Consider the following 21,153-nt stretch of genomic DNA (forward strand, 5'->3'; position numbering starts at 1 on the left):
CCCATTTTGCAGCTGTCCTGAATGGTGGACACGGCAGCCTCGGCTGCGGGGCCAGGGCTCCTCGTCACGGAAGAGGGGGCGGCCGTCGGGGAAGCCGCTGTTACGGCTCCTCCGCCAGCCCCTCCGCCAGCACCTGGGCCAGATGCCTCCCACGCACCCCCGCCAGCTGATCCAACTGCGTCCGGCAGGAGAAGCCGTCCGCCAGTACGGCGGTGCCGTCCGCCGCGTCCCGCACGGCCGGCAGCAGCTGCTCCTCCGCGCAGGCCGCCGACACCTCGTAATGGCCCTTCTCGAAGCCGAAGTTGCCCGCAAGACCGCAGCAGCCGCCCGCCAACTCCCCGGTGAGCCCGGCCGCTTCGCGCAGCCGGCGGTCCGCCCCGTCACCGAGGACCGCGTGCTGGTGGCAGTGGGTCTGCCCGGTGACCGGGCGGTCGAGGGCGGGCGGCACCCAGTCGGGGGCGTACCGCTCCAGCGCCTCCGCGAAGGTCAGGACCGAGGCGGCGAGGCGGGCGGCGCGGGGATCGTCGTGGAGCAGCTCCGGCAGGTCCGTGCGCAGGGCCGCGGCGCAGCTGGGTTCCAGGACGACGAGGGGCGCGAGGGTCTCGGCCGCGTCCGGGGAGACCAGGACGTCGAGCTGGTCGAGGGTGCGGCGCAACACCTCGCGGGCACGGTCGAGTTGGCCGGTCGAGAGGTAGGTCAGCCCGCAGCAGACGGGGCGGTGCCGGGGCAGCCTGGGCAGCGGGACCGGCTTCAGCCCGGCCGCCTCCAGAACCCGCACGGCCGCCTTCCCCACCTCCGGCGAGAGGTGCTCCGTGAAGGTGTCCGGCCACAGCAGGACGGGCCTGCCGAAGGACTCCTCGTACGCCGGTCCCAGCTCGCGGATCATCCGCCGCTGCCGCGCCCTGGCACGGCGCCCGAACCACCGGGTGAACGTCTCGGTCGCCACCCGCGGAATCCGCCGCTCGGGCGCGATCCCGCCCAGTCGCTTGGCGAGCGCCGCCAACGGCCCCACGGAGGCGAGGACGTTGACCAGCCGGGCGGTGCGGGTGCGGTCCACCAGCCGCAGCCACACCGGCAGCCATCCCATGCTGTAGTGCGCGGCCGGGCGGCGCCGCCCGGCGTAGTGGTGGTGCAGGAACTCCGCCTTGTACGTGGCCATGTCGACCTCGACCGGGCAGTCGGACCGGCACCCCTTGCAGGACAGGCACAGATCGAGCGCGTCCCGCACCTCCGTCGACCGCCAGCCGTCGGTGACGACCTCGCCGGCCAGCATCTCGTGCAGCAGCCGGGCACGCCCGCGCGTGGAGTGCTCCTCCTCGCCGGTCGCCCGGAAGGACGGGCACATGACGGACGGGCCGGACGCGGAGGTCGTACGGCACTTGGCGACGCCCACGCACCGCCGTACGGCCGCGGAGAAGTCGCCGCCGTCCGCCGGGTACCCGAAGGCCACGTCGACCGGCTTCCGGGGCAGGACCGAGAAGCGGAGGTTCGCGTCGAGCGGGGCCGGACGGACCAGCATGCCGGGGTTGAGGAGGTCGTCCGGGTCCCACACGCCCTTGACCCGCCCGAAGAGGGCGACCATGTCCTCGCCGTACATCCTCGGAAGCAGTTCCGCCCGCGCCTGCCCGTCGCCGTGCTCCCCGGACAGCGATCCGCCGTGCGCCACGACCAGGTCCGCGAGCTCCTCCGAGAAGCGCCGGAACCGGCCGACGCCCGCCTCGCTCAGCAGGTCGAAGTCGATACGGACATGGATGCAGCCGTCCCCGAAGTGCCCATAAGGGGTGCCGCGCAGCCCGTGGGAGGTCAGCAGCCGCCTGAAGTCCCGCAGGTAGGCGCCGAGCCGCGCGGGCGGTACCGCGCAGTCCTCCCACCCGGGCCAGGCCTCGCTCCCGTCCGGCATCCGGGTCGCCGTACCACTGGCGTCCTCGCGGATCCGCCACAGCACCCGCTGCCCGCCCGGATCGGTGACGACGAGCGAGTCGACGACATCGGCGGCCCGCACGACCGCCTCCGCACGCGCGCGTGCCTCCGCCTCCGTCTCCCCGCCGGTCTCCACGAACAGCCAGGCCCCGCCCCGCGGCAGCCCGGCCGTGGACGGCACCAGATCGGCCGCCATCCCCTCCACGGTCAGCGGCCCGTACGGCAGCAGTCCGGCCGCGGCCTCGGCGGCGGCGCTCTCGTCGGCGTACGCCAGCACGGCCAGCGCACGCGCGCGTGGCGCCTCGACGAGCCGTACGACGGCCTCGGTCAGCACCCCCAGCGTGCCCTCGCTCCCGCAGAAGGAACGGGCGACATCGGCCCCCTTCTCCGGCAGCAGCGCGTCCACCGCATACCCGGAGATACGGCGGGGCAGCTCCGGAAACCCGGTCCGCAACCGTGCCAACTCCCCCTCGACCAGTCCCCGCAGCCCGTCCGGCGCCCCGGCCCACCCCTGCCCGAGCCGCAACCGCTCCCCACCCGCGGTGACCACGTCCAGCTCCCGCACACTGTCCGCGGTGGTCCCCCACGCCACCGAGTGCGAACCGCACGAGTTGTTCCCGATCATCCCGCCGAGCGTGCAGCGGCTGTGCGTGGACGGATCGGGCCCGAACCGGAGCCCGTGCGGGGCGGCGGCCTCCTGCAGCCGGTCCAGGACGAGCCCCGGCTGGACGACGGCGGTACGGGCCTCGGGGTCCAGGGACACGATCCGGTTCATATGCCGGGTGAAGTCCAGAACGACACCGGTACCGGTGGCCTGCCCGGCGATGGACGTACCCCCGCCCCGCGCCACGACGGGCACGCCGTGCCCCCGGCAGACCTCCAGCACGGCGGCCACGTCCTCGGCGTCTCTCGGGGCGACCACCCCCAACGGGACACGCCGATAATTGGACGCGTCCATCGTGACCAGCGCCCGGGCGGCAACGTCAAACCGCACCTCACCCCGGACAACCTCGCGCAAACGTGCCTCGAGATCCGCCATGGGGCCAGCAAATCAGCCACGGCCGACACCAACCAGCCCGTCCGGCGTTTGAGGACGAGGCCGTTCAGGCCGAAAGGCGGGGGTCTGGGGGCGGCAGCCCCCCGCTACGGCCACGACACCGCCGTCTCACCCGACGGACCACGTTTCACCCAGGTTTCCCGAAACAGCTAACCTCACCCCGTGGCTGAGATCCAGATTCCCGCTGACATCAAGCCCGCCGACGGACGTTTCGGCGCGGGCCCCTCCAAGGTGCGGACGGAAGCGCTGGACGCGCTGGCCGCGACCGGTACCTCCCTCCTCGGCACCTCCCACCGCCAGGCCCCGGTCAAGAACCTGGTCGGCAAGGTGCGCGAGGGCATCAGTGAGCTGTTCTCCCTGCCCGAGGGCTACGAGGTGATCCTCGGCAACGGCGGCTCCACCGCGTTCTGGGACATCGCGACGCACGGCCTGATCGAGAACAAGTCGCAGCACCTCAACTTCGGCGAGTTCTCCTCGAAGTTCGCCAAGGCCGCCAAGCTGGCCCCGTGGCTCGCCGAGCCGGACGTCATCGTCTCCGACCCGGGCACGCACCCCGAGCCGGTCGCCGAGGCGGGCGTCGACGTCTACGCCCTGACCCACAACGAGACCTCCACCGGTGTCGCCATGCCGATCAAGCGCGTGGCCGGCGCCGACGAGGGCGCGCTGGTCCTGGTCGACGCCACCTCCGGCGCCGGCGGCCTCCCGGTGGACGTGTCCGAGACGGACGTCTACTACTTCGCCCCGCAGAAGTCCTTCGCCTCCGACGGCGGCCTGTGGATCGGCATCTTCTCCCCGGCCGCGATCGAGCGCGCCGAGCGCATCCACGCGTCCGGCCGCCACGTCCCGGAGTTCTTCTCGCTCCCCACGGCGATCGACAACTCCCGCAAGAACCAGACGTACAACACCCCGGCCCTCGCCACCCTCTTCCTGCTGAACCAGCAGCTGGAGTGGCTCAACGGCCAGGGCGGCCTGGACTGGTCGGTCCGCCGCACGGCGACCTCCGCCCGCACCCTCTACGGCTGGGCCGAGGACATCAAGTACGCCAACCCGTTCGTCACCGACCCGGCCAAGCGCTCGGCGGTCATCGGCACGATCGACTTCACCGACGAGGTCGACGCGGCCGCCGTCGCCAAGGTGCTGCGCGCCAACGGCATCGTCGACACCGAGCCGTACCGCAAGCTCGGCCGCAACCAGCTGCGCGTCGCGATGTTCCCGGCGATCGACCCGGCGGACGTCGAGGCCCTGACGAAGTGCATCGACTACGTGATCGAGAAGCTGTAACTCCCGCTTCAAACCCGGTAGTTCCGTAACTTGTTGCAGGGCCCTGTCGGTGACAGGGCCCTGTTCCTTGGGTACGGCGGTGGCATGAACAGACCGATACCGGGCACCGTGCAGGTCGCGGTGCGCCACATCCTCAGCGACAAGACGACCGGCTTCCTCACCCGGACCCGTCGGATCACCTGGCGGGACAGCCTCTACCGGGTACGCCGGCCGCAGTCCGGCAAGCAGACCGTGGAACTGACCTGCCCCCAGTGCGACGCCTCCCTGCTGGCCGAGGTCCGCGACGAGGCCCACACCCGCCGGACCGCCACCATCCTGCTGGCCCTGGCCGCCCTGACCGTGCTCGTCTTCTTCCTGGCATTCGGTTACGCCATCCACGAGGGCGGCAAGACACTGCCCGAGGGCCAGTCGCTGCCGGTCCTGTTCCCGGTCAGTGTCGTCTCGATCTTCGTCACCTTCGTCGCCGCTCCCGTGCTCTTCCTCCGAGGCCGCCGCTACAACGGCGTCAGCATGCTCGACGCCCCCAAACCACGCCGGATCCACGGGATCATCCCCGTGCGCGGCTGAACCGTCCGAGTACGGCGACGAGGGCGCCCGGCAGGCACCAGGCGCCCTTTGTTCATGCCGCCGTGCACGTCACGCTCGGCACACCTCCGCCCCCGGGCGCGCCCCCGAACCCGAAGTCGGCCGAACCGCCCACCGCGATCGCACCGTTGTGTGAGGCGTTCACCGCGGTCACGGTCGAACCGCTCTGGGTGTACGAGGCGTTCCACATGTTCGTGACCTGCTGGGACCCGCTCCAGGTCCAGGTCACCTTCCAGGAACTGATCGCGCTCGTCCCGGTGTTGGTCACCTTCACCTCGGCGTTGAAGCCGCTGCCCCAGTCGCTGCTGACGGTGTACGAGGCCGAGCACCCGGCCGTGCTCCCGCCGCCCCCACCGCCGCCGCCCCCGCCGCCCGTGCCGGTGCCGGGAAAGAGCGGTGCCTTGACGCTCGCCAGATAGCCGTCCTTCACCGTGTCGACGGTCGTCCAGTCGTCCTTCAGGATTCCGCCGGTGTCACCGGAGTTGGGGTTCCAGGACCAGAACGTCCAGTGGAAGGAGTCGCCCCCGTACGTCGAAGTCGGCCGCAGATAGCTCACCAGCGCCGCCAGCCACTTCTGGTCGACGGTCGAGGCCAGCGTCGTACCGAACTCGCCGACCCACACGGGCGCGATGTTCTGCTTGAAGATGTAGCCCCAGTACCTGTCCCAGACGCCCGGCATGTTGGCGGGAAACGCCGGATCGCTGAACCAGGGCTGCTGGGCCACGCTGGTCGCGTAGTCGTGGGCGGAGTACACGACCCGGTTCGCCACGTCGAGCCGCACCGGGTACTGGGCGACGCCCATCAGGTTGCCGCCCCACCACCCCGACACCCCGCCGTACGTCTGCACGCCCTCGACGAAGATCAGCAGGTCGGGATTGACGGAGAGCACCGCGTCGCCGGCCCGCTCGGCGGCCAGCCGCCAGTCGGTCGCCGTGTCGCCGCAGCCCCAGCAGGCCGGGTCGTGGGGCTCGTTGTGCAGGTCGATGCCGATGACGGTGTCCTGGCCTTGGTAGCGGGCGGCCAGCGCCTTCAGATCGGCGATCCATGTCGACTCGGGGACGGCCGCCGTGTACCAGAGCGCCGACTGTCCGCCCGAGTCCGGCCGGTGCCGGTCGAGGATGACCTTGAGGCCGTCCTGGCCGGCGTACGCCACGAGCTTGTCCATGACCTGGAGGGAGCTGAGCCCCTGCAGATCGGCGTTCTTGCCGCTGCTGAAGTCGATGCTGTTGGGCACGGTGGACGGCTTGAAGATGTCGTCGCTGTAGGGCAGCCGGATCGTGTTGTAGCCCAGCGACTTCATCTGGTCGATCATGGACTTGTAGTCGCGGGACCAGAGGCCGTGGACGACGTGGTTGGCGGTCTCGAAGCCGAACCAGTTGATCCCGGCGATCCGGACCGGCTGCCCGGCCGCGTCGAGGATCTGACGGCCGCTGGTGTGCCAGTGGCCGGCGCCGGGGACGGCGGCCGCGTGTGCGGTGTGCGCGCCGACGCCCAGCGGTAACAGGAGCGCCGCGGCACCGGCGCACAGCGCTCTTCGCAGGCTGCGGAACATGTCGCTGCTTCCTCTCGGGAGGCGCGGGCCCGGAACGAGTGGGAGCGCTCCCACAACCCGGCACCTCCAATGGAAGCAGCTCTCATGAACACGTCAACCCTGTGCGTGACAACAAGCGAGCCGGTCGAGGAGAAAGAAGAGCGACCAGTGGTGACTAGTTACGGCGCAGCAGCCGCCGGAATCCGAACACGACCGCCGCCGCGACGGCGACGGTGAGCGCGCCGACCTTGAGATTGCCGCTCACGCCGTCACCGATCCCGCCCGATGCACTGGAACTCCCGCCACCCGAGGGCGACTTGGGACCCCGGGCCCCGCCCGGCACGTCCTGCGCCTGCACGGAGCTGTCGGCGCCCTCGCTGCCGTAAAGGAGTTTCGAGCCGTCGACGGAGTAGGTGATGGACTCGCCCTGGCCCTGCAGCGGAACGTTCAGGCGCCCCTTGCGTTTGATCCTGCCGCCGTTCCAGTCGTAGTAGATCCCGCCGAAGTAGCCGCGCACGGCGAGCTGTCCGTCGTCCGGGGAGATGGCGGCGTCGGTGGCCCAGAGGTCGACGGTGGCGACGGGCCTGAAGTAGTTCGTGCCGGAGGTGGAGAGCTTGGCCGGCCCCTCGTACAGGTGCCCGCCGTTCTCGTTCTTGTCGATGATGTAGGCGCGACCGGTCTTCGGATCGATGACGAGCGACTCGGCGTTGCGCGCCCCGTCCGTGTACTTCACCACGTACTGCGTGGCCCGCACTGTCTGGTCGACCAGTTTCTTCGGCTCGGGCAGCCGGTAGATCCACACGTACGGCCACTTGCCGCCGAGGTTGTCACCGATGTCGCCGACGTAGATCTGGTTGTCGGGGCCGATGGAGATGGCCTCGGTGTCGCGGGGGGCGCCGATACCGCTGAGGGTGACGCGGGCGACCGTCTTCCCGGTGCCGCTGTCGACGGCGTAGATGTACGGGCCGTCGCCGCTGTCGTTGTGGGTCCAGAAGATGCCCGGGTGCAGGCGGGAGGCGGCCAGGCCGCTGGACTCGGCGATGCGCGAGTCCTTGATGGTGAAGCCCTGGTCACCCTTGCCGTCGCCGGCTGCGGCGGATGCGGGCGCGGCGAGGGCGCCCACGAGAAGGACCCCGGCGAGGAGAGCGAACGGTCGGCGCATGTCCCAAGCCTGCCATCCCGGCCCCGTGTTCACGGGCGGGTGACGGCGCGGGGCGCGTGGCAGGCCTCACACCCCACCCGCCCCATTGGTCCCTCCCTGATCCCTCCTCGATCGTCCATCATGAGCGGATGCTCAGATTCATGCCGGTCGGCGACTCCATGACGATCGGAAGCGCGGGCGAGCACACATGGCGCTACCGGATGTGGGAGCACCTGCGCGAGACGTACGGCGGCCCGTTCGCCCTGGTCGGCCCGCGCGAGACGCTGTACGACAAGGCGGCGGACGCGCCGGTGTCGTACGAGTACGCCGACCCCGGCTTCCCGCGCGCACATCTGGCCGGCTGGGGCGAGGGCTGGCTGCACATGGCTCCGCTGATCGGCGAGGCGGTGCGCTCCTGCCGCGCGGACGTCCTGCTGGTCTCCCTCGGCCTGATCGACCTGGGCTTCTACACGAACGCGGAGCAGACGGCGGAGAACGTGCGGGCGTTCGTTGCGGCGGCGCGGGAGGCGAACCCGCGGGTGCGAATGGTGATGCTGCCGGTGATCCCGAACGTACGGGCGGAGTCAGACCCGCCGTTCGCGGCGGAGGTGACCCGTTTCAACGAGCTGCTGGCGAAGACGATCGCCGACCTGGACGAACCGTCCTCACCGCTGCTGCTCGCGTCGGTGCCGGAGTCGTATGACATCCACTTGGACACGTACGACGGCACGCATCCCAACGCGAGCGGTGAGCACCGGCTGGCGGAGGCGTTCGCGGAGGCGATGTATCAGGCGTGGGACCTGGGCGAAACGTACGTGGCTCGAACAAGGTGACTTGATCGGTGCGTGTCCCGGTCACCGTGCGTATCGTTGTACTGCGCGGCTGCACTCGAACGTGGGCAGCCGGGGAGGAGCGCCACGATGACCGTCCTGGAGGACAGGATCGAGATGGCCGACGCCGACGCCAACACCAAGCGCTTGGACGAGTGGTTCGAGCGCCTTGAGCGTATGCCCGTCCCCGAGGGATTCAGGGTCGAGATCGTCGGGGGCAACGTCCACATGACGCCACAGCGGGACACTCACTGGGAAATCATCCGCGAGATCCTCTTGTCCTTCGTGGACCGCTTCGGGAGGAAGACCAGAGTGTTCTCGGACGTCCGCATCGACTTCCCGGGCTTTGAGAACGGCTTCTGCCCCGACCTCGCCAAGCTCAGCGACGCGGCGCAGAAGGACGACACGGGACACTGGCGGTACCAGGATGTCGAGTTCGTCGCCGAGGTCATCTCGAAGGGAACCGCCGCCAACGACTACGGCCCCAAGAAGACGGCGTACGCGGTCGCCGAGGTCCCCGTCTACGTCATCGCCGATCCCTATCAGGGGCGGTGCCACGTCTACACCGAACCCAAGGACGGCGACTACGCCGTACGGACGTCCGTGGACTTCGGCACCGACATCGACCTCACCGGCACCATCATCGACCTCACCCTCAAGACCGACGACTTCCCCCGCGACTGAACCCGGCGCACTGCCACGAGCGGTGGAAAACCGGTGACCAAAGATCGCGCCGGCGGCAGACTGCCCCCATGACCTCCCCCACCCCTCACGCCAAGGCCGACCTCCACTTCTATCTGCAGTCCGCCCGCGATGCCCTGCTCTGGAAGCTCGAAGGGCTCTCGGAGTACGACATCCGCCGTCCGCGGACACCGACCGGCACCAACCTCCTCGGCCTGGTGAAGCACGCGACCGGCGCGGAGCTGGGCTACCTCGGCGACACCTTCGGGCGTCCGCTGTCCGGCGGGCCGCTGCCCTGGATGGCAGCGGGCGGTGAACCCAACGCGGACCTGTGGGCCACCGCCGGCGAGTCCCGCGCGTACGTCGTGGACCTCTACCGCAGCGCGTGGGCGCACACGGACGCGACGATCGACTCACTGCCTCTGGACACCGTCGGCAGGGTGCCGTGGTGGCCCGAGGGCAGGGACGAGGTGACGTTGCATCACGCCGTGGTGCGCGTGATCGCCGACACGCACCGGCATGCCGGGCACGCCGACATCCTGCGCGAACTCACGGACGGCGCGGTGGGGATGAACCAGGGCAACGACAGCATGCCGTCGGATGACGCGGCCTGGTGGGAGAGCCACCGGGACCGGGTGGAGCGTGCGGCGCGGGAGGCCGGCCGGAAGCCGGCCTGATCCCCGGTCAGCTTCGGGAGGCCGTGCCACCACCGCTGGGGCGCGGCTTGGACGTGCCCGAACCGCTCTTGGAGGCGGGGGACTTGGCACTGGTGGGCGTCTGGCGATGACGATGGCGGGAGATGTTTCTGCGCGGCGGCCGGGTCAGCGTGATCTGACGGACCAGTTGCTGGAAGCAGGCCAGGGACGCGAGCGTCGGCAGGGCCGCAGCGGCGATACCGGTGAAGCTCCTGTCGGCCTCGGCCACGCAGAGTGACATCGCAAGGAAGGAGAAGAGCAGAACGACGAACCAGGAGTGCACGGCCCTGCGTTGGTGGAGGGCGCTGCGCAGGATGGAGAGCGAGGCCACCATCCAGGGGCCGTAGACCAGAAGCGGCCACCAGGTCAGTATCCCGCCCTGCGTGGCCGACGCGACGTGCCGCAGAGGCGCATAGGCCACCATGCCGCCGAACACGCTCACCATCGAAACGATCACGGCGGCGAGCGCGGCGATCAGAAAGCTGACGGTCTGCAGCCAGGTGAAGCGGAAGCGCAGCCGGAACCGCACTTTCCGGTGCCGGACGGTACGGCGCCGGATGGGTGGCAACTCGGCGGTGATCCTCGCCAGGTTGTCCATCGACTCGCCCGTGAAGTCGAGGTCGGGCTGCTGCGGCGGCTCGCGACGAGGCGGCGGCGGCACGGTGCCCGCCTGCTCCGCCGTCACGGCGTTCTGCAGGAGGGACGTGAGTTCCTCGACCGGGTCCCAGCCCTCCACCAGAGGGCCCGTGGCGTACATGTCCTCTGCGGGACCCCGGTGGCGGCCGGTGGCCAGCCCGGTCGGGTAGTCACCGGGATACCGTTCGTGCGGGGTGAAGGAAAGATCCAGGTATTCGTCGTTCATAGAGGTCCGCCCCCGTCATGTAACCGCGTGGCAGCCGGACCGTCCTTGATCGTTCCACCGCCGCCCGAGTTCCTCCTGAGCCGTGTCCAGGATTCCCAGGAACTCGCTGAAGAGGGTCCCGGTGACCTGCAGTTCGATCCGCGCGCCGTCCCCGTGCAAGGTGCCGCACGCATCGGCCGCCGAGTACGCCGCGGCCGGCGTGAAGGTGTAGCGGCCCACTGTCACCGCACGGGCGGGGGGCAGATCCTCCGCGGTCGCTCCGGAACGGTACGGGTTAAGGAACCTTGCTTTCGCCATATTCCGCTAACGCCGCGTCCCCTCCTCCGGATGCGCGGCAAACGAGTGAGGCCAATTCGACGAAAACATCGACTAGAGCGTTTGTCATCCAGCAGTTTGTCTTTTGAATTCTTCTCGCACAGCGGAGATCATTTGCAGGGATAGATCATTTTCTGGGGAATCCCTTGCCTAGAGCGCACTCCAGGCCGTTGGCTGGGTGTTCATGGAGTACACGCAGCTCGGACGCACGGGACTCAAGGTCAGCCGACTGGTGCTCGGCACCATGAACTTCGGACCGCAGACCGACGAGGCCGACAGCCACGCGATCATGGATGCGGCGCTGGACGCCGGCATCAACTTCTTCGACACCGCCAACGTGTACGGCTGGGGCGAGAACAAGGGCCGTACGGAACAGATCATCGGCAACTGGTTCGCCAAGAGCGCGGCCCACCGCGACAAGGTCGTCCTCGCCACCAAGGTGTACGGCAACATGGCCGGCGACGGCGAGACCTGGCCCAACCACGACAAGCTCTCCGCGCTCAACATCAGGCGCGCGGTCGACGCCAGCCTGAAGCGGCTGCAGACCGACTACATCGACGTCTACCAGTTCCACCACGTCGACCGCCGCACCCCCTTCGAGGAGATCTGGCAGGCGATCGACGTCCTGGTCCAGCAGGGCAAGATCCTCTACGTCGGGTCCTCGAACTTCCCCGGCTACAAGATCGCCCAGGCCAACGAGATCGCCGCCCGCCGCGACGGCACCATCGGTCTCGTCAGCGAACAGTGCCTCTACAACCTGGCCGAGCGCCGAGCCGAGATGGAGGTCATCCCGGCCGCCCAGGAGTACGGCCTCGGGGTCATCCCCTGGTCACCGCTGCACGGCGGCCTGCTCGGCGGTGTGATCAAGAAGGAGGTCGAGGGCGGCCGCCGGGCGGGCGGCCGGGCCGCGGACGCCCTCGCCAACACCACCATCCGCGCGCAGATCCAGGCGTACGAGGACCTGCTCGACAAGCACGGCCTGGAACCCGGCGAGGCCGCCCTGGCCTGGCTCCTGACCCGCCCCGGCGTGACCGGCCCGATCGTGGGCCCGCGCACGGCCGAGCAGCTGGAGTCGGCGATCAGGGCGGCGGAGCTGGAACTGAGCGACGAGCTTCTCACCGGCCTGGACGAAATCTTCCCGGGCCCGGGCCCGTCGCCGGAGGCCTTCGCCTGGTAGCGCCCCGAGCAGGGGCGCCCCTTCAGGGGCGGCGGGGCTGCATTCGATATGCGGCTCCGCCGCGTCGGCGATGCGCTACCTACCGAGCGCAGCCGCCAGGGCGACGACAGCAAACAACAGCACGAGCACACCGGCCATGATCCGGTTCCGGGTCTTCGGGTCCACGTACCCGAGCCTAACCGGCGCCCCCGAGCGCCCAACGGGCGACCGCCTCATAACGCGGCTGCTCCCCCGGCACCCCGGACCTCGGCAGATTGCTCCGCACCAGCACCAGCTCCCCCACCGTCCAGGTACGGCTCGTGAACTCCCCGAGCGCGGCGACATACGGCCGTACGTCCACCGCGTCCCGGCTCCGCGCCACCGTCAGATGCGCCTTGTACCGCCGGTGCTCCCCCATCGCCACCCCCGCCTTCCGCGCCGCGGCCTCCGCGCGGTCGGCGAGCAGCCGCAGGGCCGGCAGTTCCCCCTCCGCGCCCACCCACAGCGCCCGCCCATGTCCGAACTGGCCACCGCCCCGCAGGGCCAGCGCAAAGGGCTCGGACCGCCGTGCCATCCGCTCCAGCCGGGCCGACAGCTCCGGTACGAGGTCCTCGTCGACCTCTCCGTAGAACGCGAGCGTGAAGTGCCAGCCCTCCCGCGCCGTCCAGCGAAGCGCCCCCGCGTCCGGCAGCTTCTTCAATGCGGCCACCTCGGCGGCGAGTTCATCGACGGACCCCTCGGGGGGCAGCACGGCGGCGAAGAGTCTCATGAGGCCAGTCTCACTCCCGCGTCCATGCGTGACCCGGTCACCGTGCGTATCGTTGTACTGCGCGGCTGTCCCTGACCGAGCGGCAGCCGGGGAGGAGCGCCACGATGACCGTCCTGGAAGACAGGATCGAGATGGCCGACAGCGGTGACGAGCTCACACTCGACGCGATGTTCGAGTGGCTGGACAAGATGCCCATCCCCGAGGGATACAAGACCGAGATCGTCGGGGGGCAGATCTGTATGTCGCCGCAGCGCCGGACTCACTGGCAAATCACTTTCGACATCCTCGACCAGCTGCGCAGCCGGTACCCCAGGAAGCGTCTGATGTCCGATGTCCGCATCGACTACCCCGGCCGCCTCAACGGATTCGCCACCGACGTCACGCTGATCGCCGAGGACGCGCAGCTGGACGACAAGGGCCGCTGGCACTACAAGGACGTCGAGTTCGTCGCCGAGGTGATCTCCAAGGACACCGCCGCCAACGACTACGGCCCCAAGAAGACCACCTACGCCCTCGCGGACGTACCGGTGTACCTGCTTGTGGACCCCTACACCGGAAAGTGGCACCTGCACACCCTGCCGAAGGACGGCGAGTACCGGGGCGAGGTCAGTCTCGACTTCGGCGACGACATCGACCTGACCGGGACCGTGGTCGGCCTCGTCCTCAAGACCGACGAGTTCCCCCGCGACTGACCCCGCCGCCCTTCCTACGCCGCGGCCGCCAACTCCTCCTGCCGCTCCCGCGGCACGAACCGCACGACCGGACGGCCGTGGTTCCAGCCGACCGACAGCCGCAGGCCGCCGACCCTGGCCAGGATCAGGCCGATGGTGACGGCCGCCGCCGTGGCGATCGCGCCGCCCACGGCCAGGCCCGCCCGGACGCCGTACGCGTCCGTGACCCAGCCCGCGATGGGTGCGCCGATCGGGGATCCGCCGAGGAAGACCATCATGTAGAGGGCCATGACCCGGCCGCGCATGGCGGGATCGGTGGCCATCTGGATGCTGGTGTTGGCGGTGACGTTGATCGTCATGCCGAACATGCCGATCGGGGCCATCAGCAGGGCGAACAGCCAGAGCGAGGGTGCGGTCGCGGCCACCAGTTCCAGGGCGCCGAAGGCCGCCGCCGCCCCGATCATCACCCGCATCCGGGCCGTACCTCGCCTTGCGGCCAGGAGTGCGCCTGCCAGGGAGCCGACCGCCATCACGGTGTTGAAGGCGCTGTAGGAGCCGGCGCCCGCGTGGAAGACGTCGTCCGCGAAGGCCGAGAGGTAGACCGGGAAGTTGAAGCCGAAGGTGCCGATGAACCCGACGAGGACGATGGTCCAGATCAGGTCGGGGCGCCCGGCGACATAGTGGAGTCCCTCCCGCAGCTGGCCCTTTCCGCGCGGTGCCCGCTCGACGACGTACAGCTCGCGCGCCCGCATCAGCAGCAGGCCGGCGACCGGGGCGACGAAGGACAGGCCGTTGAAGAGGAACGCCCAGCCGGTGCCCACGCCGGTGATCATCAGACCGGCCACGGCGGGGCCGACCAGGCGGGCGGACTGGAAGTTGGCGGAGTTGAGGCTGACCGCGTTCTGCAGCTGGTCCGGGCCGACCATCTCGGAGACGAAGGACTGGCGGGCCGGGTTGTCGACGACCGTGGCGAGGCCCACGGCGAAGGCGGCGAGGTAGACGTGCCAGACCTGGACGTGGCCGGAGAGGGTGAGCGCGGCGAGCGCGATACCGGTGACGGCCATCGAGGTCTGGGTGACGAGCAGCGTACGGCGCTTGGGCAGGCGGTCGACGAGGACGCCGCCGTAGAGGCCGAGGAACAGCATCGGCAGGAACTGCAGGGCCGTCGTGACGCCGACGGCCGTGGCGGAGCCGGTGAGGCTCAGGACCAGCCAGTCCTGGGCGATGCGCTGCATCCAGGTGCCTATGTTGGAGACGACCTGGCCCATGAAGAACAGGCGGTAGTTCCTGACCTTCAGCGAGCTGAACATCGAGGACTTGCGGGAGAGCGGGGGTGAAGCGGGGGTAGTAGGTGTCGGTGCGGGGGCGGAATCTGCTCCGGGTCCCGTACTCAAAAGGGTTCGCCTCCTCTTTTGTCGGCTTACAGGTGTGCGAGCTTCTCCAGCACGGGGGCGGCGGCGCGCAGTGTCGCCCACTCGTCCTCGTCGAGGCCGTCGACCAGGTTGGCCAGGAACGCGTTCCGCTTGGCGCGGCTCTCCGCGAGCATGGCCTCGGCCTGTTCGGTCTTGGTGACGACCTTCTGGCGCCGGTCCTCGGGGTGCGGCTCCAGCCGGACCAGCCCCTTGGCTTCGAGCAGCGCGACGATGCGGGTCATCGACGGCGGCTGCACGTGCTCCTTGCGGGCGAGCTCGCCGGGTGTGGCGCTACCGCAGTTGGAGAGGGTGCCCAGCACCGACATCTCGGTGGGGCTAAGCGACTCGTCGACCCGCTGGTGCTTGAGCCGACGGGAAAGCCGCATGACAGCTGATCGCAGGGAGTTCACGGCGGCAGCATCGTCGCCATGGCTGAGGTCCGACATGTATTTAGAGTAACTCATTACTCTCGCTAAGGACCAGGCGGGGCGCGCCGAATGCCCGTGACTCGCGCCACTGAACCGGAACATCACTCATTTGGGTGATCGAGACGCGGAACGTGACACACCGCGCCGAAGGGTGCAGCGACCCTCGTAGGCATGGGGACCAGTGTGCTCAGCCTGCGGATAGACGGAGAGCTGCTCGAACGACTCCGGGACCACGCCGCGAAAAGAGGAATGAGCGTCCAGGACTATGTCGTCCGGACGCTCATTCGGGATGACTTCGACGAGCGCTTCCAGTCCGCCGTGGAGGAGACCGAGAGGTTCTACGGCGTCACGTGAGACCGAGCGCGGGCATCAGGTAGTAGAAGCCGAACACCGCCGCGACCACGTACATCGCCACCGGGACCTCCCGGCCCCGGCCGGCCGCGAGGCGCAGCACCACGAAGGTGATGAAGCCCATGCCGATGCCGTTGGTGATCGAGTAGGTGAACGGCATCATCACCATCGTCACGAAGGCGGGGATGGCGATCGTGTAGTCCGCCCAGTCGATCTCCTTGATGGAGCCGGCCAGGATCAGGAAGCCCACCGCGAGCAGGGCCGGGGTGGCCGCCTGGGACGGGACCATCGTGGCGACGGGGGTCAGGAACAGGGCGACGGCGAACAGACCGCCGGTGACGACGTTCGCGAAGCCCGTACGGGCGCCTTCGCCGACGCCCGCCGTGGACTCCACGAACGCGGTGGTGGCCGAGGAGGAGCTGGCGCCGCCGGTCGCGACCGCGAGGCCGTCGATGAACAGGACCTTGTTGATGCCCGGCATATAGCCCTGGGCGTCGGTCAGCTTGGCCTCGTCGCTGACGCCCATGATCGTGCCCATCGCGTCGAAGAAGCACGACAGCAGCACGGTGAAGACGAAGAGGATGCCGGTCAGCACACCGACGTGGGAGAAGCCGCCGAACAGGCTGACCTTTCCGATCAGACCGAAGTCGGGGGTGGCGACCGGGTTGCCGGGCCACTTGGGCGTCGTCAGGCCCCAGGTCGGGACCTTCGCGACGGCGTCGATGATCAGCGCGAGGACCGTCATCGCCACGATCGAGATCAGGATCGCGCCGGAGACCTTGCGGACGATCAGCGCGAGAGTGAGCAGCGCGCCCAGGATGAAGACCAGGACGGGCCAGCCGCCCAGGTGGCCGTCCGCGCCGAGCTGGAGTGGGACGGTGGTGTGGGCGGCGTCCGGGATCCGGGAGACGAAGCCCGAGTCGACCAGGCCGATCAGCATGATGAACAGGCCGATACCGATGGAGATCGCCTTGCGCAGGCTGTAGGGCACGGCGTTCATGACGCGCTCGCGCAGTCCGGTGGCGACCAGCAGCATCACGATGAAGCCGGCCAGGACCACCATGCCCATGGCGTCCGGCCAGGCCATCCGGGGAGCGAGCTGGAGCGCGACAACCGAGTTCACACCGAGACCGGCGGCGAGCGCGATCGGCACATTGCCGACGACGCCCATGAGGAGCGTGGTGAACGCCGCTGTCACGGCCGTCGCCGTGACCAGCTGGCCGTTGTCGAGCTGGTGCCCGTACATGTCCTTCGCGCTGCCCAGGATGATCGGGTTCAGCACGATGATGTAGGCCATCGCGAAGAAGGTGGCGAAACCGCCGCGGATCTCGCGCGGCAGGGTGCTGCCCCGCTCGGAGATCTTGAAGTAGCGGTCGAGAGCGCCGGAGACGGGCGCCTTCCCCGACTGTTCGGGGGTGGGGACCTTGGCGGGGGCCGAGGTGGACATTGGAGGTTCCTACGAGCAGAAGTGGACGTGCGCAAACGGTTTCAGTATGAACATATGAGTCCGGTGGTGCTATCTCCGCGCGTAGACCCGTGCGCCTCGTAAGCTGTGCGCATGGCGAAGTGGACCCCCCAGCACGAGGCGCCGGAGCCCCTTGAGGGCCCCGTGGTCGCCACCATCACCGGCGGCACGATCCTCTGGTTCGTCCTCTTCCTGGTGCAGCTTCCCTTCTACGGCTGGTTCGACGACCACGGGCATCTGTGGTGGCTGTGGACGTGCCTGACCGGGGGCGTGCTCGGGCTGTACGGCGTGTGGTTCGTGCGGAAGCGGGACGCGGCGATCAAGCGGGCCGCTGCCGCGGAATCAGCGCCGGCGGAACAGGCGACGTCGGCCGAATAGGCACCCGGCGGTGGTGCGGGCCCTGCTGGGGGCTGCCGCCCCCAGACCCCCGCTTTCGGCCTGAACGGCCTCGTCCTCAAGCGCCGGACGGGCTGAAGATGCCGGCCGCGCCGAGAAGTGCGCGTACAACCACCGCACGAGTTCGCTCATCCCCAGGTCGGATCTTCCGGGCACTCGGCGGGTGAAGGCGTAAATCCACACGTACCGTCGAATGCATGACGCACATCGACGCGGGCGCGGAGCTCGACCCTGTGCACCCCGTACCTTTTCCGGTGCCGGCGCGGGGGCTCACCGCGGCCGAGGTGGCCGAGCGGGTCTCGCGGGGGCAGGTCAATGACGTTCCGGTGCGCAGCAGCCGGTCGATGGGCGAGATCGTCCGGGCGAACGTCTTCACGCGGTTCAACGCGATCATCGGTGTGCTCTGGCTGATCATGCTGTTCGTCGCGCCGTTCCAGGACAGCCTGTTCGGATACGTGATCATCGCCAACACCGGCATCGGCATCATCCAGGAGTGGCGGGCGAAGAAGACCCTGGACTCGCTCGCGGTGATCGGGGAGGCGCGGCCCACGGTGCGGCGGGACGGGGTGGCCGCCGCGATCAGTACGTCTCGGATCGTGCTGGACGACCTGATCGAGATCGGGCCGGGGGACAAGGCCGTCGTCGACGGGGTGTGCGTCGAGGCCGACGGGCTGGAGATCGACGAGTCGCTGCTCACCGGAGAGGCCGACCCGGTGGTCAAGAAGCCCGGGGACCAGGTGATGTCCGGCAGCTTCGTGGTGGCGGGCGGCGGAGCCTTCAAGGCGACCAAGGTGGGCCGTGAGGCCTACGCCGCCCAGCTCGCCGAGGAGGCCTCCCGCTTCACCCTGGTCCACTCCGAGCTGCGCACCGGTATCTCGACCATCCTCAAGTACGTGACGTGGATGATGATCCCGACCGCGATCGGCCTGGTCATCAGCCAGCTGGTGGTCAAACAGCACGGCTTCAAGGACTCGGTCGCGCGGACGGTGGGCGGCATCGTCCCGATGGTCCCGGAGGGGCTGGTGCTGCTGACGTCGGTCGCCTTCGCGATAGGCGTCATACGACTTGGCCGAAAACAGTGCCTCGTTCAGGAACTCCCGGCCATCGAGGGCCTCGCCCGCATCGACACCGTCTGCCTCGACAAGACCGGCACCCTCACCGAGGGCGGCATGGACGTCACCGAGCTCAGGCCGCTGCAGGGGACCGACGAGTCGTACGTACGCAAGGTCCTCGGCGCCCTCGGCGAGTCCGACCCCCGGCCGAACGCCTCCCTCCAGGCGATCATCGACGCCTACCCGGACGTCGAGGACTGGCGCTGCACGGAGTCCCTGCCCTTTTCCTCCGCCCGCAAGTACAGCGGCGCCACCTTCAGCGAGGGCAACGGCGAGTCGAGTACGTGGCTGCTGGGGGCGCCCGACGTGCTGCTGGCCGCAGGCGACCCCGCCCTCAAGGAGACCGGGCGGCTGAACGAGCAGGGCCTACGGGTGCTGCTGCTCGCCCGGGCCGGCCGCGACCTGGACGACCCCGAGCCCGCGAACGGGGCGAGGCCCGCCGCCCTCGTCGTCCTGGAACAGCGTCTGCGCCCCGACGCGGCGGACACCCTGCGCTACTTCGCCGACCAGGACGTCCGCGCCAAGGTCATCTCCGGCGACAACGCGGTGTCGGTCGGCGCGGTGGCCGCCAAGCTGGGCCTGACCGGCACGACCGTGGACGCCCGCCACCTGCCCTCCGAGCAGGAGGAAATGGCGAAGTCCCTCGACAAGGGCACGGTGTTCGGACGCGTCACCCCGCAGCAGAAGCGGGACATGGTGGGCGCCCTGCAGTCCCGCGGCCACACGGTCGCGATGACGGGCGATGGCGTGAACGACGTACTGGCGCTCAAGGACGCCGACATCGGCGTGTCCATGGGCTCGGGTTCGGAGGCCACCCGGGCGGTCGCACAGATCGTGCTGCTGAACAACAGCTTCGCGACGCTGCCCTCGGTGGTCGCGGAGGGCCGGCGGGTCATCGGCAACATCACGCGGGTGGCGACCCTGTTCCTTGTGAAGACGGTCTACTCGGTGCTGCTGGCGGTGCTGGTGGTGTGCTGGCAGGTGGAGTATCCGTTCCTGCCGAGGCACTTGACGCTTCTCTCCACCCTGACGATCGGCATCCCGGCCTTCTTCCTCGCCCTGGCGCCCAACAAGGAACGGGCGAAACCCCACTTCGTACGGCGGGTGATGAGGTACTCGATCCCCGGCGGGGTGGTGGCCGCCGTGGCGACCTTCGTGATGTATCTGATCGCCCGTCACTACTACACCGGGCCGGGCCAGCTGGACGCGGAGACCAGCGCCGCCACGCTGACCCTGTTCCTGATCTCCATGTGGGTCCTGGCGATCATCGCCCGCCCCTACACCTGGTGGCGGATCGCCCTGGTGGCCTCGATGGGCGTGGCGTTCCTCTTCGTGCTGATCGTGCCGCAGCTCCAGCACTTCTTCGCGCTGAAGCTGGTCGGCGAGACGATGCCGTGGGTCGCGGTCGGCATCGCGGCGGTGGCGGCGGTCGCCCTGGAGGTGCTGTGGAAGTGGGTCGACCGCCGCTTTCCCGCCTAGCGGGTGCGGATACTTACTGCACGTCGACGAAGTCGCCCGTGGCGTTGACCGCCGGGGTCGTCGTGGTGCCCGCGAACGAGTAGCGGTAGTAGCCGTCGACCGTGGCCGTGGTCGTCGTCTTCAGGTCACCCGTGGTGCTCGTCTTGATGGTCTTCAGCGTGGTGTAGGTGCTGGAGCCCTTCTTGCGGAACTGCAGCTTCACCGGCTGGGTGCTGTAGCCGTGGTACTTGTGGTCCTCCCAGTTGGCGCGGGAGAGCTTGCCGACCACGGTGATGGTCTTGCCCTTCTTCACCGGCTCCGGGGTGGCGTTGACCGTCAGCGTGGAGTTGCGCTGGACGAGGGTGCTGCCGAGGCCGCCCTGCAGGGAGTGGTCCCCGGTGCTGTACTGCAGCGCGAGCGCGCCCGCCGACCACGTGCCCGCGTCCGAGTTGAGCAGGTCACCGGCGGTGCCGCCCTCGTTGACCGGGAAGATGTCGATGTCGCCCTTGCAGTTGGCCGTGGTGTCCGAGGTGGCCGTGCAGGTGGCGGGCAGTTCGCCGCCGAGCACGTTCTGGGCGTTGGTGATCGAGCTGCCCTTGTAGATGAGGGGGCCGCTGTCGAAGTCGCTGGAGTTGATGTCGTAGTTCGCCCCGTGGGTCAGCGTGTAGGTGACCGTGGCGGCGACGTGGTTCGTGGTGCCGACCTTGATCGTCTTGGCGATCTTGAGGTTCGAGAAGGTGACGCCCAGGTCCGCGGCGGCGGCGCTGCTGCTGAAGGCGGTCCTGCCGTGCGCGGCGAGAATCTTCGCGGCCTCCGTCTGGTACGACGGGGCGTCGGCGGCGTGGGCGGCCGGCAGGGCGAAGGAGGAAAGGGCCAGGGCGCCGGAGACGGCGGCCACGGTGGCACGTATGCGCATGTGTTCCCCAAGTGGAGAAAGTGATCGTGGAGCCTGTTGGCTCAGGGGGTCAGATCCGTGACGGTTGTGAAAAGTTGTACGGCCGAAGCGAATTTCTGACCGTGATGGCAAATCTCTTGCC

19 protein-coding genes are annotated in these 21,153 nt (G+C 69.3%); 10 read left to right on the plus strand and 9 right to left on the minus strand.

Annotated elements, in window-relative coordinates:
- Positions 1 to 100: 100 nt before the first annotated feature.
- Positions 101 to 2,959: an FAD-binding and (Fe-S)-binding domain-containing protein gene (locus ACFY1U_RS29620; RefSeq protein WP_390697174.1), complete on the minus strand. Its 2,859-nt coding sequence runs from the start codon at positions 2,957 to 2,959 to the stop codon at positions 101 to 103.
- Positions 2,960 to 3,139: 180 nt separating this feature from the next.
- Here ACFY1U_RS29620 and serC point away from each other — a divergent pair, with 180 nt between their 5' ends.
- Both serC and ACFY1U_RS29630 read left to right on the plus strand, forming a co-directional pair.
- Positions 3,140 to 4,258, plus strand: a complete 1,119-nt coding sequence (serC, locus tag ACFY1U_RS29625) for a phosphoserine transaminase (protein WP_390697175.1) — start codon at positions 3,140 to 3,142, stop codon at positions 4,256 to 4,258.
- Positions 4,259 to 4,342: 84 nt separating this feature from the next.
- Positions 4,343 to 4,825, plus strand: coding sequence for a hypothetical protein (locus ACFY1U_RS29630; protein WP_390697176.1), 483 nt, complete (start codon positions 4,343 to 4,345; stop codon positions 4,823 to 4,825).
- 52 nt (positions 4,826 to 4,877) lie between these two features.
- Here ACFY1U_RS29630 and ACFY1U_RS29635 read toward each other — a convergent pair whose 3' ends face one another.
- Positions 4,878 to 6,395, minus strand: a complete 1,518-nt coding sequence (locus tag ACFY1U_RS29635) for a cellulase family glycosylhydrolase (protein ID WP_390697177.1) — start codon at positions 6,393 to 6,395, stop codon at positions 4,878 to 4,880.
- A gap of 154 nt (positions 6,396 to 6,549) precedes the next feature.
- Positions 6,550 to 7,536 carry a WD40 repeat domain-containing protein gene (locus ACFY1U_RS29640; protein ID WP_390697178.1) on the minus strand — a complete coding sequence of 329 codons (987 nt, stop codon included), beginning with the start codon at positions 7,534 to 7,536 and terminating at the stop codon, positions 6,550 to 6,552.
- 128 nt (positions 7,537 to 7,664) lie between these two features.
- On the opposite strand from ACFY1U_RS29640, the gene ACFY1U_RS29645 reads away from it, so the two are divergent.
- The 3 genes from ACFY1U_RS29645 (at position 7,665) to ACFY1U_RS29655 (ending at position 9,703) form a co-directional block, all read left to right on the plus strand.
- Entirely contained in the window at positions 7,665 to 8,348 is a 684-nt protein-coding gene (locus ACFY1U_RS29645) for an SGNH/GDSL hydrolase family protein (protein WP_390697179.1), read from the plus strand.
- Between the two features lie 87 nt (positions 8,349 to 8,435).
- The gene (locus ACFY1U_RS29650; RefSeq protein WP_390697180.1) at positions 8,436 to 9,029 is read left to right on the plus strand and encodes a Uma2 family endonuclease; all 594 of its coding nucleotides are present in this window, start codon (positions 8,436 to 8,438) and stop codon (positions 9,027 to 9,029) included.
- A gap of 68 nt (positions 9,030 to 9,097) precedes the next feature.
- Positions 9,098 to 9,703: a DinB family protein gene (locus ACFY1U_RS29655; protein WP_390697181.1), complete on the plus strand. Its 606-nt coding sequence runs from the start codon at positions 9,098 to 9,100 to the stop codon at positions 9,701 to 9,703.
- A gap of 7 nt (positions 9,704 to 9,710) precedes the next feature.
- On the opposite strand, the gene ACFY1U_RS29660 is transcribed toward ACFY1U_RS29655, so the two are convergent.
- The gene (locus ACFY1U_RS29660) at positions 9,711 to 10,583 is read right to left on the minus strand and encodes a DUF2637 domain-containing protein (RefSeq protein ID WP_390697182.1); all 873 of its coding nucleotides are present in this window, start codon (positions 10,581 to 10,583) and stop codon (positions 9,711 to 9,713) included.
- Between the two features lie 499 nt (positions 10,584 to 11,082).
- Between ACFY1U_RS29660 and ACFY1U_RS29665 the strand changes: the two genes are divergently transcribed.
- Positions 11,083 to 12,075, plus strand: a complete 993-nt coding sequence (locus tag ACFY1U_RS29665; RefSeq protein ID WP_390697183.1) for an aldo/keto reductase — start codon at positions 11,083 to 11,085, stop codon at positions 12,073 to 12,075.
- Positions 12,076 to 12,250: 175 nt separating this feature from the next.
- On the opposite strand, the gene thpR is transcribed toward ACFY1U_RS29665, so the two are convergent.
- Complete coding sequence (thpR, locus tag ACFY1U_RS29670; RefSeq protein WP_390697184.1) at positions 12,251 to 12,823, minus strand: RNA 2',3'-cyclic phosphodiesterase; 573 nt, start codon at positions 12,821 to 12,823, stop codon at positions 12,251 to 12,253.
- 104 nt (positions 12,824 to 12,927) lie between these two features.
- On the opposite strand from thpR, the gene ACFY1U_RS29675 reads away from it, so the two are divergent.
- Positions 12,928 to 13,515, plus strand: coding sequence for a Uma2 family endonuclease (locus tag ACFY1U_RS29675; RefSeq protein ID WP_390697185.1), 588 nt, complete (start codon positions 12,928 to 12,930; stop codon positions 13,513 to 13,515).
- Positions 13,516 to 13,529: 14 nt separating this feature from the next.
- Here the strand turns inward: ACFY1U_RS29675 and ACFY1U_RS29680 are convergent, their stop codons facing one another.
- Both ACFY1U_RS29680 and ACFY1U_RS29685 read right to left on the minus strand, forming a co-directional pair.
- Positions 13,530 to 14,888 carry an MFS transporter gene (locus ACFY1U_RS29680; protein WP_390697186.1) on the minus strand — a complete coding sequence of 453 codons (1,359 nt, stop codon included), beginning with the start codon at positions 14,886 to 14,888 and terminating at the stop codon, positions 13,530 to 13,532.
- 26 nt (positions 14,889 to 14,914) lie between these two features.
- Entirely contained in the window at positions 14,915 to 15,352 is a 438-nt protein-coding gene (locus ACFY1U_RS29685) for a MarR family winged helix-turn-helix transcriptional regulator (protein WP_390697187.1), read from the minus strand.
- Between the two features lie 153 nt (positions 15,353 to 15,505).
- On the opposite strand from ACFY1U_RS29685, the gene ACFY1U_RS29690 reads away from it, so the two are divergent.
- Positions 15,506 to 15,688, plus strand: a complete 183-nt coding sequence (locus tag ACFY1U_RS29690; protein ID WP_390697188.1) for a ribbon-helix-helix protein, CopG family — start codon at positions 15,506 to 15,508, stop codon at positions 15,686 to 15,688.
- Here ACFY1U_RS29690 and ACFY1U_RS29695 read toward each other — a convergent pair.
- Entirely contained in the window at positions 15,681 to 17,132 is a 1,452-nt protein-coding gene (locus ACFY1U_RS29695; protein WP_390697189.1) for an NCS2 family permease, read from the minus strand. The genes ACFY1U_RS29690 and ACFY1U_RS29695 overlap by 8 nt on opposite strands.
- Positions 17,133 to 17,243: 111 nt before the next feature.
- Here ACFY1U_RS29695 and ACFY1U_RS29700 point away from each other — a divergent pair, with 111 nt between their 5' ends.
- A complete protein-coding gene (locus ACFY1U_RS29700) occupies positions 17,244 to 17,528 on the plus strand; it encodes a DUF2530 domain-containing protein (RefSeq protein WP_390697190.1) in 285 nt (94 codons plus the stop codon).
- A 215-nt stretch (positions 17,529 to 17,743) separates the two neighbouring features.
- Positions 17,744 to 20,137, plus strand: coding sequence for an HAD-IC family P-type ATPase (locus ACFY1U_RS29705; RefSeq protein WP_390697191.1), 2,394 nt, complete (start codon positions 17,744 to 17,746; stop codon positions 20,135 to 20,137).
- Positions 20,138 to 20,150: 13 nt separating this feature from the next.
- On the opposite strand, the gene ACFY1U_RS29710 is transcribed toward ACFY1U_RS29705, so the two are convergent.
- A complete protein-coding gene (locus ACFY1U_RS29710; RefSeq protein ID WP_390697192.1) occupies positions 20,151 to 21,032 on the minus strand; it encodes a hypothetical protein in 882 nt (293 codons plus the stop codon).
- Positions 21,033 to 21,153: the final 121 nt, after the last annotated feature.

Origin of the sequence: Streptomyces sp. NPDC001351 (assembly GCF_042896045.1) — a bacterium.
GTDB lineage: Bacteria > Actinomycetota > Actinomycetes > Streptomycetales > Streptomycetaceae > Streptomyces.

What these genes read in the sequence shown, in the direction of transcription:
- ACFY1U_RS29655 (WP_390697181.1), top strand. Translation starts at nt 9,098, where the DNA reads ATGACCTCCCCCACCCCTCACGCCAAGGCCGACCTCCACTTCTATCTG.
- ACFY1U_RS29700 (WP_390697190.1), top strand. Translation starts at nt 17,244, where the DNA reads ATGGCGAAGTGGACCCCCCAGCACGAGGCGCCGGAGCCCCTTGAGGGC.
- ACFY1U_RS29695 (WP_390697189.1), bottom strand. Translation starts at nt 17,132, where the DNA reads ATGTCCACCTCGGCCCCCGCCAAGGTCCCCACCCCCGAACAGTCGGGG.
- ACFY1U_RS29675 (WP_390697185.1), top strand. Translation starts at nt 12,928, where the DNA reads ATGACCGTCCTGGAAGACAGGATCGAGATGGCCGACAGCGGTGACGAG.
- ACFY1U_RS29645 (WP_390697179.1), top strand. Translation starts at nt 7,665, where the DNA reads ATGCTCAGATTCATGCCGGTCGGCGACTCCATGACGATCGGAAGCGCG.
- ACFY1U_RS29640 (WP_390697178.1), bottom strand. Translation starts at nt 7,536, where the DNA reads ATGCGCCGACCGTTCGCTCTCCTCGCCGGGGTCCTTCTCGTGGGCGCC.
- ACFY1U_RS29630 (WP_390697176.1), top strand. Translation starts at nt 4,343, where the DNA reads ATGAACAGACCGATACCGGGCACCGTGCAGGTCGCGGTGCGCCACATC.
- thpR (WP_390697184.1), bottom strand. Translation starts at nt 12,823, where the DNA reads ATGAGACTCTTCGCCGCCGTGCTGCCCCCCGAGGGGTCCGTCGATGAA.
- ACFY1U_RS29665 (WP_390697183.1), top strand. Translation starts at nt 11,083, where the DNA reads ATGGAGTACACGCAGCTCGGACGCACGGGACTCAAGGTCAGCCGACTG.
- ACFY1U_RS29690 (WP_390697188.1), top strand. Translation starts at nt 15,506, where the DNA reads ATGGGGACCAGTGTGCTCAGCCTGCGGATAGACGGAGAGCTGCTCGAA.
- ACFY1U_RS29685 (WP_390697187.1), bottom strand. Translation starts at nt 15,352, where the DNA reads ATGTCGGACCTCAGCCATGGCGACGATGCTGCCGCCGTGAACTCCCTG.
- ACFY1U_RS29660 (WP_390697182.1), bottom strand. Translation starts at nt 10,583, where the DNA reads ATGAACGACGAATACCTGGATCTTTCCTTCACCCCGCACGAACGGTAT.
- ACFY1U_RS29620 (WP_390697174.1), bottom strand. Translation starts at nt 2,959, where the DNA reads ATGGCGGATCTCGAGGCACGTTTGCGCGAGGTTGTCCGGGGTGAGGTG.
- ACFY1U_RS29650 (WP_390697180.1), top strand. Translation starts at nt 8,436, where the DNA reads ATGACCGTCCTGGAGGACAGGATCGAGATGGCCGACGCCGACGCCAAC.
- ACFY1U_RS29635 (WP_390697177.1), bottom strand. Translation starts at nt 6,395, where the DNA reads ATGTTCCGCAGCCTGCGAAGAGCGCTGTGCGCCGGTGCCGCGGCGCTC.
- ACFY1U_RS29705 (WP_390697191.1), top strand. Translation starts at nt 17,744, where the DNA reads ATGACGCACATCGACGCGGGCGCGGAGCTCGACCCTGTGCACCCCGTA.
- ACFY1U_RS29710 (WP_390697192.1), bottom strand. Translation starts at nt 21,032, where the DNA reads ATGCGCATACGTGCCACCGTGGCCGCCGTCTCCGGCGCCCTGGCCCTT.